This window comes from Bythopirellula goksoeyrii (assembly GCF_008065115.1).
GTDB lineage: Bacteria > Planctomycetota > Planctomycetia > Pirellulales > Lacipirellulaceae > Bythopirellula > Bythopirellula goksoeyrii.
Genome location: NZ_CP042913.1, coordinates 3,850,729 through 3,862,446, shown reverse-complemented (window position 1 = coordinate 3,862,446; position 11,718 = coordinate 3,850,729). Strand labels below are relative to the sequence as shown.

Here is an 11,718-nt window from a genome sequence, read left to right as displayed (position 1 = left end):
AACACCAACCAGCGGATAATTTCGCGGAATTGTCCGGGAGCATCCCGCGCGAGCGACTCCCTGTGACCCGCACCTCAATCACGCACAAATTCAGTGTTTGTGGCACAGAGGGGTATTTGATTGTGGGGCTCTATGAGGATGGCCGGCCGGGGGAGCTGTTTATCAAGATTGCCAAAGAGGGTAGTACGCTCAGCGGACTGTTTGACACGATTGGGATCCTTACCTCACTGGGGCTGCAATACGGCGTGCCGCTAAAGGTTCTGGCTGCGAAACTCGAGCACACCCGGTTCGAGCCGTGTGGGCATACCACCAACAAAGAGATTCCTGAAGCGACGAGCCTCATCGATTACATCTTCCGCTGGCTGGCGATGAATTTTCCTGACAGCGATGTCTCTAAGGCAAGTGGAGATTGATTTCTGCGTAATCATGGAACAAAAACAGATCATGCACAGGACCTGTTATGAATCGGGATCAAATACCTGGAAAAGAGGAGAGAGGACTGACTCCTCATCTCTATTCTGTTCTTTTTTGGTTCCACTCAGTTTGACTAGCAGACCAGAGGCGTTTAGCGTGGAGGCCATGATGATGTACTATGGCGATAACCGGCGACTGGACCCGATTGATTTCAAGGCCCTCAAGGCACAGATATCGATTATCGATCTACTGGAGCTTTTTGAGTGGCAGGCGATTAAAGCACGTGGCGATGAGGTTCGCGGTCCTTGTCCGGTCCACGGCTCCAGTTCCCCGACCAGCACGATATTCGCAGTATCCACCAGCAAGAACGCCTGGAAGTGCCGCAAGTGCGAAGCGGGGGGCAATCAGCTCGATTTAGCCGCCCACTACTTTGACATCCCCCGCGACCAATGTGTCCGCGTAGCCGTCGCGCTCTGCCGGGAGCTGGGCCGCGAAATCCCCAGAATAGAGAAGAGGAGCTAGTCCTCCCATCCCTTTGAAAGGTAGCATTGGCCAAAAAGCGTCGACCTACTTGAAAGACTGCCAGGATTATACAATCCGTTGGTCTTAGTCATGCATAATTGGAAAACTGAGCTTGTTCTTTGGAAACAGCAATGAATCTTTTCCTCTCCAATCTTCTGGCAATCTTCATCCTCGGCGGACTATCCCTTGTTGCCAGTTGGTTTCATCCGCTGCCAAAGTGTTCGAAGGGACTGTTCTGGTTTGGTCTAGCTGTCATAACCATCGGCATCGTTGGACTTCTCGTCGTTGTTGTCTCTCCCCCCGGCCGAGAACCAACGATTCCTGAGCCGAACTGGGTGCGGCCTGACTTACCTCCATCGACCAACTTAGTGACAATTTTGAGTGCCGACTGGGATGCCGCAGCCTATGCAGATTGGCCAGTTGCAGAGCTGATGGGCGAAATCAGTGAGGCCGCTTACCTCGCTCCTGTCGAGGCCGAAGCCAAATTACAATCGCTAGGGTTTACCAATGTTGACTCGATCAAAGTGGCCTCGATGCTCGGCTACGTCCTGAAAAAAGACGACATCGCAGTCATCGTGTTTCGGGGAACTGACGATGTACCTGACTGGATCGCCAACCTAAAAACTTTTCCAACTCGCACGTCTGATGGCCGTGTCCATCGAGGATTCTACAAGGCGTACCAGTCGCTCAGCGGTCAAGTCAAGCAGCTACTGCGAACACACGATACAAATTGCAAAACTTGGATTACGGGCCACAGTTTGGGCGGTGCTCTGGCGGTGTTGTGTGCCTACGATCTCATCGAAAATGAAAATCGGGAAGTCACAGGACTCATTACCTTTGGTCAGCCCATGGTGGCCCGAAAAGACTTTGCTCAACATCTCAATGACATCCTCAATAGAAAATATGCCCACTTTGTGAATGATGCTGACGTGGTACCGCGAATCCCTCCTAGCTATCGGCACTGTGGATCACTCGTTTGGTATACTGAAGGAATGATCCGCAGATCGGAATCGCAGGAGCGCTCCTTTGGAGCTAGCGCCGACGATCGCAAGGTCGCTGCAACAGATCGTGAAGAAGATGAAGAAATCGAACCGCTTTCTGAGCGAGAATTTCGAGAATTGCAAAGAAATCTGAAAGCAGCAGAGACCGTACCGGAAGTCACGCCAGATGGGGCTCCCATGGTAGGTGGTAGCTCACCGCTTATTGAGGATCACGCTATGGCACTCTACTTGGAAAAGATACTGTTCTTCCTCAATCGCGATGCTTCGAATTAAACAGCCATAGTAGGAGGGAGAGGAGATGACTGGGAACAACAGGCAAGACGAAGGCAGGAAGCAGTTTTTGCGTCGCGGACGTTGTGTCGAGACAGCGAGCCTAGTTTACAACATATTGGAAGTTGGCGTTTCGTTGACGGCTGGGTTTTTGACAGGTAGTTCCGCACTTATCAGTTGGGGCGTAGACAGTATCGTCGAGGCGAACTCAGCGGCGTTTATGATTTGGCGTCTGCATGGAGAAGAGAAGTGAATCAGCCAGCAAGATGTGTTGAAACGCAAGAAGATTGCACTAAGTGTCTTATCTGGCGCGTTCACCATCGCAGTTCTGTTCATTCTGTACGAAGCAATAAGCAAGCTTATGAGCGGTCAATCACCAAGCATGTCATGGTGGGGCATCGGAATTCTGGTGGTGTCGCTGCTCGTCAATCCTGTACTTGCATGGGGAAAGCATCGTTACGGCAAGAAGACGGACTCTCCCTCACTGAAGTATGACGCCATCGACACCATGATCTGTGAGTATCAAACTATTGTGGTATTGCTGGGAACCGTACTGGCGCAGTGGCAAGGGTGGTGGTGGGCTGATCCGGTCGCTGCCTTGGTTTGAATCGAAACAGGTTGTCAACGAAGAAGTAAAAATGACGAGGACGAATGAATAAAGTCAAAATAGAACTCAGTTTTCTGCTGCCCGGCGTGCCTGATATTCCCGACAGGTGTGTCGAGCGAATTTCTGAGCGTCTGCGGGAGCACGCTGGGATTGACGATGCACATGTCTCAACAGCGGACAAAGGCCAGCCGCATCGACTGTGCATCCACTTCAGCCCGGACGCGATTTCAATGGCTGAGGTTGAGCAGATCGCCCGTCGGGAAGGCGCTAAGCTGGAAGATCGGTACGGTCACTTCGTCAGGCGTATCGAAGCAGTGCATGCTCGGCGTGCATCCGCCATCGAATCACGTTTGACGAGAGTGAGCGGTGTGCTGGAAGCCGTCGTTGCTCCCGACGGTGCGGTTCGCGTCGAATACGATCGTAAAGTCGCTAACGACCAGGCGGTTGAGACGGCTTTGGTTAAATGGTCGAGAACCAGTGAAGTAGTGGAGGCGGATCACACCGGCGACGAACACGACGATCAGGGCCATGAGGACGATCACGATCACGCCGGTCGCGACCATGCTCATGGCGGCGTCTTTGGGCTGCGAAGCGAACTGATCTTTGCCGTTCTGTGCGGCGTCTTCCTGTTGGTCGGATGGTTGCTGGAGACGTTTACTGAAGTCATAGACTGGGTGCCGCTGGTTTGCTTCATCGCTGCGTACATTTTTGGAGGCTATTACACGGTCTTGGAAGCCGTTGAGAAAATCCGCGATGGCAAGTTCGAGATAGATTTCCTGATGCTCATTGCCGCCGCCGGAGCGGCGTCGCTGGGAGCATGGGCGGAAGGGGCGCTGCTGCTTTTTTTGTTCAGCATCGGTCATGCACTGGAAGGCTACGCGATGGGGCGGGCCAAGCGTGCCATCGAAGCACTCGCGGAACTTGCTCCGCGAACGGCTCGCGTCCGACGGAACGGCACGGAATCCGAAGTCCCTGTAGAAGAACTTGTCGTCGGTGACATCGTCGTCATTAAGCCCGATGAAAGAGTTCCAGCAGACGGTTTTGTCATCCTCGGTGAATCGAGCATCAATCAGGCTCCGATAACGGGCGAAAGTGTTCCCGTTGATAAGCGTCCGGTCAGTGACGCAGATGCAGCAGCGGACGATCCGGAATCTCTTCCTCCAGAGCATCGAGCTTTCGCCGGAACGATCAACAAATCCGGTGCATTAGAAATTCAAGTCACCAAGATCGCTGCAGAGAACACTTTGGCTCGCGTGGTGACGATGGTGAGTGAAGCGGAGACGCGAGTTTCACCGACCCAGAAGTTCACGAAAAGATTCGAGAAGTACTTTGTTCCATCGGTGATCGTTCTAGTTGTTCTGCTGATGTTCGCACCGCTGGTGCTGGATGAGAGTTTCAGCGAATCCTTCTACAGAGCGATGGCAGTTCTGGTCGCGGCCAGCCCGTGTGCTTTGGCAATCGCCACGCCAAGTGCCGTACTCAGCGGAGTGGCTAGGGCGGCAAGAGGCGGCATTCTGGTCAAAGGTGGAGGACCATTGGAAAGTCTTGGCAGCCTCAATGCGATCGCCTTCGATAAGACCGGCACGTTGACCGAAGGCGAACCGAAAGTCACGGATGTTGTGGCGACAGATGACATCGAAGAAACGGAACTTTTGCGGACAGCGATCGCTGTTGAAGATTTGAGCAAGCATCCGCTGGCAAAAGCCGTCGTGCGAGACGGGAAAGCAAAACTTGGCGACACTGAAATCCCCGAAGCAACGGATTTGCAAAGTATTACGGGGCGAGGAATTCAGGCGACGGTTGAAGGTGAAGTTGTTCACATCGGTAAAGACGACCTGTTCGCTGAGGTCGACGGGCCATCGCTGCCCGATTCTGTCCGTAAGACTGTCGAATCACTCGAGCGAAATGGTCGTACAACGATGGTTGTTCGCCGTGCCGACCGTTATCTTGGCGTCATCGGATTGATGGACACACCTCGTGAAGCATCCAAACGAACCATTGCTCGTCTTCGAGAACTCGGCATCGAGCGGATGATTATGATTTCCGGCGACAACCAGCAAGTTGCTGACGCGGTTGCCAAAGAAGTCGGACTTGATGAGGCTCGTGGCGATCTGATGCCGGACGATAAGGTCAGCGAAATAATAAAGCTGCAAAGGGAAGGCGGCGTCGCAATGGTCGGCGACGGCGTCAACGACGCTCCGGCAATGGCGTCCGCTTCGGTCGGCATTGCGATGGGAGCCGCCGGTAGTGACGTTGCTCTTGAAACGGCAGATGTCGCTTTGATGGCCGACAACCTCGACCACCTGCCGCTGGCAATCGGTCTCAGCCGATCCACCCGCAGCATCATTCGGCAGAATCTGTGGATGAGTCTTGGCATGGTCGCGTTTCTCGTTCCCGCCACGATTCTCGGACTCAACATTGGCCCTGCAGTTGCTCTGCATGAAGGCAGCACACTGGTCGTCGTCTTCAACGCGTTGCGATTACTGGCTTACAAACCTAATAACTAAAAGGAACAACAATGGAACTCAAACATATCGTACTCGGCTTGCTTGAAGCGGTCGTCTGGTACTTCTTCATCTACTACTGGCTCGATACGTTGCGAAAGCCGAGTCGCAACTTGTGGATCGCGTCTGCGGTGTTGTTGGCTTTGTTCTATCTCGGCTTAGTGCTTTGCCCGTGGGTCAGACATACGCCTGCCTGGCAACAACTCTGACCGTCTAGGTGAAGATTCAGAGGACAAAGGAAAAAGAATAAATGCAGCCATCTTGAATCACAGTTAATTTTGAGTTGATAGCTGATAAGGATTATCTTGCAGAGCCGCCAGACATAAGCCCCCTCGAAATCGCTTTTTCTAGCACATTCGCTTTCTAGTTCAGCCAGCAACGGCCTTAATTCGCACTTGCAGCAGGATCAATTGGGGCGTATACTTGTTTGACCATCTAGCTATCTCCTGGAAAAATACAACCCCCAATATGTTTCGTCTGGCCATCATCTCGTTCATCGCACTTCGTGTGACTATGTGCCCGCTCTTTTGTGCGGTTAGCAATGGTGATGCTTGTGTGTTTACTGAAGAGATAGCAGTCACTTGCACTTGTTCGGCGGGTCACAATGAAGCGTGCCAAAGCGACGAGGTTCCGGCACCTCTTCCTATTGATTCGCCTTGCGATTGTCCAGTTCCCTGCGATACCGGCTGCGTTTGTCAGGTTGCGTTTGAATTTAGTGGTCGTACAACTGCTGCTTGCATCGAGTTGTCGCTAGACTTCTTACCAGTGTGCTTCGATACGGCGGATGTCACGGAAATTATTGCGTCGCAATGTAAAGAACACCCGCATCGACTTGACTTGCTAAGCGGACGCTCGATTCGTCTCGTCTTCGCGTCTCTCTTGATCTAGGCCGCTGCTGGCCATCGCTCGCTAACCAGCGAACTCCGTAACCAATTGCATCTGCTGTTGCGCGTCGAGTTTTTCAGTCTGGTTCGCTTGCCCCTTGGTAAACCACTCGGATTGCGTTAGTCGTGATCCGTGGTTGCCTCGTGTTCCACCAGCAGGAGTTCTGTCATGAGTCACTCAATTATTGATGCGCTAGATAATCCACAGAGCCGCCATCCCGCCCCGTCATCTGCAAACGGACGCTCGGATCAAGAGTCGGAACAAGGTGCGAATGCCAAGCCTCGTAGTCCACTCCGACGCGTGCTTTCGATGCTCTTGGAAAGCATTGGACCGACGTTGGTCCTCGCGGGATTCGCGGCGGTGTTTTACTTCGGGCACCACAACGACTGGAAGATTCCTAAATTTGCCGCACTGACTGGCACCGTGAAACCGGTCATAAGTGATTGGTGCGAAGAACACAGTGTGCCGGAATCCATCTGCGTCGAGTGCGACCCGACACTGATGCCAAAAGGGCCGGACTATGGATGGTGTCCCGAACACGGCGTTCATAACTGTCCGCTTCATCATCCGGATGTCGCGCAATTGAAGGATACGCCGATGGTTTTGCCAACTGATTTTGAGCGGGCGGCACGGGCGCTCGCTATTGCTCCACGAAAAGAGAACAACAGTGCTTGCGAAGTCTACAAGACTCGCATCCAGTTCGCATCCATTGAGTCAGTGCGTCAGGCAGGTGTCGATGTTGAGTTGGTCGAACGCGCTCCGGTCGTTGAGGTGGTCAATGGGAGTGGGGAAATCGTTTACGATCCGACGCGCAAAGCAAGCTTGGCCTCTCGCGTGCCGGGCACTGTCTGGGTCGTTGAGAAGAACGTAGGAGATCGAGTTTCCAAAGGTGAAGTTCTTGCGGTCGTCGATGCCGCTGAAGTCGGCGGACTCAAATCCTCTTTGATGCGCTCACTTGCAGAGCGAAAGCTTCAACAACAAAACGTCGCTAGACTTACTGAAGCCCGAAACGCGATCGCCGGATCCCTAATACTCGACGCGGAAGCTGCTTTAGCAAAGGCTCAAGCAGATGTCTTAAGCGTAGAGCAGTCGCTGCGAAATCTTGGCTTGCCAGTGCAAGTCGATTCGCTGCAGGGATTGTCCGAACAACAGGTTCTTGACCAATTGCGTCTACTCGGAATCCCGGATTCGCTTCAGGCACGACTCAACAGCCAATTGGTAACATCAAATCTGTTGCCAATCTTCTCTCCCCTGGATGGAGTGGTGATCGAACGATTCGTATCCCCGGGCGAAGTAGTTGATTCGACACGTATTCTCTTTCAGGTCGCCGACATTAGCCAGATGTGGCTGACACTGAACGTTCCGCTTGAAAATATGAGCCAGTTGGCGATCGGGAAACCAGTTCACTTCCAAGCTGATGGCAGTCGTGAGAGTGTAAGTGGGACCATCGATTGGATCAGCACGTCGGCAGATAAAACGACTCGCATGGTTCAAGTGCGCGCGGTGCTAGATAACTCTAACGGTAGGCTTCGCAATGAAACTTTTGGCACGGGAGAAGTAGTTTTACGGACAGAATCTGACGCCATCGTCATTCCGACTGGTTCATCGCACTGGGAAGGTTGTTGCCAAGTCGTCTTTGTTCGCGACAAGAACTACTTCGACAGTCCAGAGAACTACAAGGTCTTCCATGTTCGCTCGGTTCGATTGGGCGCTACTAGCGAAAAATACACCGAAGTGATTTCCGGCGTCCTGCCCGGTGAAGTCATCGCGACCGCTGGCAGCGACGTACTTCGGGCGCAGCTTCTTAAAAACAACCTTGGTGCAGGCTGCGACTGCGTCGCCGAATAGGAGAGCAAGGATGCTTAATTGGGTCATTGATTTTTCGCTCAAGCACCGTGCCACGGTTATTTTGGTTACGTTGCTGTTTGCGGGTGTTGGGGTGTTCTCACTTCAACAACTCGACATTGATGCGTTCCCGGATACGACTCCGGTGCAAATTCAAATCAATACGGTCGCCCCCTCGTTAGCGTCCGAAGAGATCGAACGACAGATCACATTTCCAGTCGAGCAAGCGATCAGCGGCTTGCCAGGCTTGAATCAACTTCGCTCGATTTCCAAGTTCGGTTTGTCGCAGGTTGTGGTTATTTTTGACGACGGCATTGATATCTACTTCGCTCGTCAATTAATCAACGAACGTCTCACAACCGTAGAATTGCCTGACGGAATTCAGCGACCGCAAATGGGACCTGTCTCAACTGGGTTGGGGGAAGTCTTTCACTATGTCTTGGTGTATGACGGCGTCGATTTCTCGAGGGTGTCGCAGGAAGAACGCATCAAGCGGATGACGGAATTGCGAACGATCCATGATTGGATCGTCAAGCCCCAGTTGAGGTCGGTGCGCGGCGTTGCGGAAGTAAACAGTTGGGGCGGCTACGAAAAACAATATCAAGTGCGACTCGATCCTGAGCGTCTCTTCAAGTACGGCCTGACCTTTGAGCAGGTTTCCGATGCAATCAAATCGAATAATGAAAATGTCGGCGGTGGAACGGTCACTGACGGCAGCGAAATGCTACTCGTTCACGGTGTTGGGCGAACCGTCAATATCCAAGAGATCGAAGACATCGTAATCGCGACCGAAGAAGGCGTTCCAGTTTACGTCCACGATGTGGCAGACGTGCAGGTCGGTCACGAAATCCGTCGCGGTGCTGTCACTGCGAACGGTCGCGGCGAGGCGGTTCTGGGACTTGGCTTCATGCTGATGGGTGAGAATAGCCACCATGTTACTTGGGCAATCAAGCAAAAGGTACAATCGATTCGTGAAACGTTGCCTCCCGGAGTGAAACTCCAAACGGTCTATGACCGAACGGAGCTGATCAACGACGTTATTCACACCGTCCAGAAAAACTTATTCGAGGGTGGACTGCTGGTTGTTGCAGTGTTGTTCATCTTTCTTGGCAATCTGCGAGCGGGAATCATCGTTGCGATGGCGATTCCGCTATCGATGCTTTTCGCCTTCTCAGGAATGTTGAAGTTCGGAATTGCAGCCAGCCTGCTCAGCCTTGGTGCGATTGACTTTGGACTGGTCGTCGATAGTTCGGTAGTAATGATCGAAAACTGTGTGCGACACTTAGCGAATAACCGAAACGGCAGAAGTCGCTTACAAATTATTCGCGATGCAGCAGTCGAAGTTCGTAAACCGACGATGTTTGGCGAACTTATCATCATGATTGTCTACTTGCCGATCCTGACCCTCGAAGGGGTCGAGGGCAAGTTGTTCAGGCCAATGGCGTTGACCGTTATCATGGCACTGGCTGGGTCGATGGTTTTGTCGCTGACATTGATGCCTGTCTTGGCAAGCCTGTTTTTGCCCAAACGCATTGAAGAAAAAGAGCCGCTGCTTATCAGGGTGCTCAAGCGACTTTACGCACCGGTGCTGCGGTTTACGATGCACCACAAAGCGTTCGTCATTGGTTCGGCTTTGTTGCTGCTGGTGAGCGTCTTTTCGCTCGTAGCTCCTAACCTAGGTTCCGAGTTCGTTCCTCGGCTTTCCGAGGGTGCGATTACGCTTAATGTGGTGCGGCTGGCCGGAACCACAATGGAGGAATCGATTCGTTACAACACAAAAATGGAGCAGGTGTTATTAGAAAAGTTCCCAGACGAGATTGCTCAAGTCTGGAGTCGAATCGGCACAGCAGAAGTTGCAACCGACCCCATGGGAACAGAGCTTACCGACCTGTTTATCACGCTTCGTCCGCGTGAGCAATGGATGCGTGCTGAGACACAAGAAGAGCTTACGAAGCTTGTTCAAGAAGAATTGCGAGACTTGCCCGGCCCGCGTCTCGCTCTGTCGCAACCGATTGAAATGCGGATGAATGAAATGATTTCGGGGGTTCGCTCCGATGTGGCCGCCATTCTCTACGGCGATGATCTTGATTTGATGGTCGAAAAGGCATCGGAGGTCGAACGGGCGCTCAACACGATTCCCGGTGCGGAAGATGTCAAAGTGGAACAAGTATCCGGCCAGCCTGTTCTGCAAATCCGTGTGAAACAAGACGAGATTGCACGTTATGGAATCACGGCTAGCACAGTGATGAATCTCGTGCGGGCACTCGGGACGCACCATGTTGGCGAAGTCTACGAAGGGCAGTTGCGATTTCCTTTGATTATCCGGCTGCCAGAGAAAGCCCGTGCTAATCCGGATGCCATTCGTCAAATCTTAGTCGCGACACCATCGGGCGAACGAATTCCGTTATCGCGGTTGGCCACGATCGAAAAGGTCGACGGACCGAACACAATTAAACGGGATTGGTATCAGAGACGGATCACAATCGAGGCAAACGTTCGGGGGCGTGACCTTGGCAGTTTCGTTGCCGAAGCGCAACGAGTCGTCGCTGAAAAAGTGCAATTCCCTACTGGACGATACCGCATTGAGTGGGGGGGGCAGTTTGAGAATCTGGAGCGTGCCCAAACACGACTCATGATCGTCGTGCCGATCGCGCTCTTGATGATTCTCTCTCTGCTCTACATGACGTATCGTAACTGGGTCGATTCGCTACGAGTCTTTACGGGCGTTCCGTTTGCTTGGATCGGTGGTGTGCTTGCCTTGTGGATTCGCGATATGCCGTTTTCGATTTCGGCAGCGGTTGGCTTCATTGCCTTGTCCGGCGTCGCGGTGCTCGATGATATGCTCCTCGTATCGACCATTCGACAACTGCGAAGGCTTGGTCGCTCACTCGACGAAGCGGTTGAAGAAGCCGCGATGACTCGCTTACGTCCGATCTTGATGACCACGCTGGTCGCTAGTCTTGGCTTCGTGCCAATGGCATTCAGCACGGGCATGGGTGCGGAAGTTCAGCGACCACTCGCCACCGTAGTCATTGGTGGCGTTTGCAGTGCGATGATTATGAGCTTGCTCGTCCTGCGAGTACTTTACGTTGTTTTCAACTCACCTGTTGAAAAATTTGATGGAGATGGAGGAGATGATGACCGTCATCGTCTCCAACCAGATCCGCCAAATAATCCAGAAGTCGAGCACGAATTGGATTCAGACTATTCGTTTGAATCCAAAAACGCGCCAGAACGATTGACAGTCTAACCCTTGATTCGGCAATGCCGAAGGAGAAACGAATGAATTGGATGCTTAGAAGACCAAGCCTATTGTTTGGGCTGTTATCGCTCAGCGTTATTGCTCTCAGTGGCTGCGGAAAAAGCGAGACGGCATCGGATGGTACTGCCCGATCACACGCAGTGACTAATGTTGACAACAGTCATGGCGGCTGGTGGTGTGTCGAACACGGCGTACCCGAAGAGGATTGTGCCCTCTGTGACAAGAGCCTAGTTGTCAAGTTCAAAGAAGCGGGAGACTGGTGCGAAGAACACAAGCGGCCCGAATCGCAATGTTTCATTTGCAGTCCCAAACGCTTCGACAAGTTTGCGGCCACCTACGAAGCGAAGACCGGCCACAAACCGCCTCAACCTGAATAGCAGCAAATCCTATAACCGTATTGACTGCGCA

At 52.7% G+C, this 11,718-nt stretch carries 9 protein-coding genes and 1 pseudogene; all 10 read left to right on the top strand.

Features of this window, described 5'->3' with window-relative positions; all coding sequences use genetic code 11:
• Nucleotides 1-47: 47 nt before the first annotated feature.
• Nucleotides 48-377 (top strand): annotated as a pseudogene (locus Pr1d_RS15325) (TSCPD domain-containing protein); the annotation flags it as partial.
• 202 nt (nucleotides 378-579) lie between these two features.
• Nucleotides 580-936: a CHC2 zinc finger domain-containing protein gene (locus Pr1d_RS15320; protein ID WP_168205252.1), complete on the top strand. Its 357-nt coding sequence runs from the start codon at nucleotides 580-582 to the stop codon at nucleotides 934-936.
• Nucleotides 937-1,067: 131 nt separating this feature from the next.
• Nucleotides 1,068-2,210, top strand: coding sequence for a lipase family protein (locus tag Pr1d_RS15315; RefSeq protein WP_148074337.1), 1,143 nt, complete (start codon nucleotides 1,068-1,070; stop codon nucleotides 2,208-2,210).
• Nucleotides 2,211-2,235: 25 nt separating this feature from the next.
• Nucleotides 2,236-2,460 carry a hypothetical protein gene (locus Pr1d_RS26305; RefSeq protein ID WP_238476516.1) on the top strand — a complete coding sequence of 75 codons (225 nt, stop codon included), beginning with the start codon at nucleotides 2,236-2,238 and terminating at the stop codon, nucleotides 2,458-2,460.
• 18 nt (nucleotides 2,461-2,478) lie between these two features.
• On the top strand, nucleotides 2,479-2,814 hold the full coding sequence (locus Pr1d_RS26300; RefSeq protein ID WP_238476515.1) for a cation diffusion facilitator family transporter: 336 nt from the start codon (nucleotides 2,479-2,481) through the stop codon (nucleotides 2,812-2,814).
• A gap of 44 nt (nucleotides 2,815-2,858) precedes the next feature.
• Complete coding sequence (locus Pr1d_RS15305) at nucleotides 2,859-5,321, top strand: heavy metal translocating P-type ATPase (protein ID WP_148074336.1); 2,463 nt, start codon at nucleotides 2,859-2,861, stop codon at nucleotides 5,319-5,321.
• An 11-nt stretch (nucleotides 5,322-5,332) separates the two neighbouring features.
• A complete protein-coding gene (locus tag Pr1d_RS15300) occupies nucleotides 5,333-5,527 on the top strand; it encodes a hypothetical protein (RefSeq protein ID WP_148074335.1) in 195 nt (64 codons plus the stop codon).
• Between the two features lie 844 nt (nucleotides 5,528-6,371).
• Nucleotides 6,372-8,051 carry an efflux RND transporter periplasmic adaptor subunit gene (locus Pr1d_RS15295; RefSeq protein WP_148074334.1) on the top strand — a complete coding sequence of 560 codons (1,680 nt, stop codon included), beginning with the start codon at nucleotides 6,372-6,374 and terminating at the stop codon, nucleotides 8,049-8,051.
• Between the two features lie 10 nt (nucleotides 8,052-8,061).
• The gene (locus Pr1d_RS15290) at nucleotides 8,062-11,298 is read left to right on the top strand and encodes an efflux RND transporter permease subunit (protein ID WP_148074333.1); all 3,237 of its coding nucleotides are present in this window, start codon (nucleotides 8,062-8,064) and stop codon (nucleotides 11,296-11,298) included.
• A gap of 32 nt (nucleotides 11,299-11,330) precedes the next feature.
• Nucleotides 11,331-11,687 carry an RND transporter gene (locus Pr1d_RS15285; RefSeq protein ID WP_148074332.1) on the top strand — a complete coding sequence of 119 codons (357 nt, stop codon included), beginning with the start codon at nucleotides 11,331-11,333 and terminating at the stop codon, nucleotides 11,685-11,687.
• Nucleotides 11,688-11,718 lie beyond the last annotated feature (31 nt).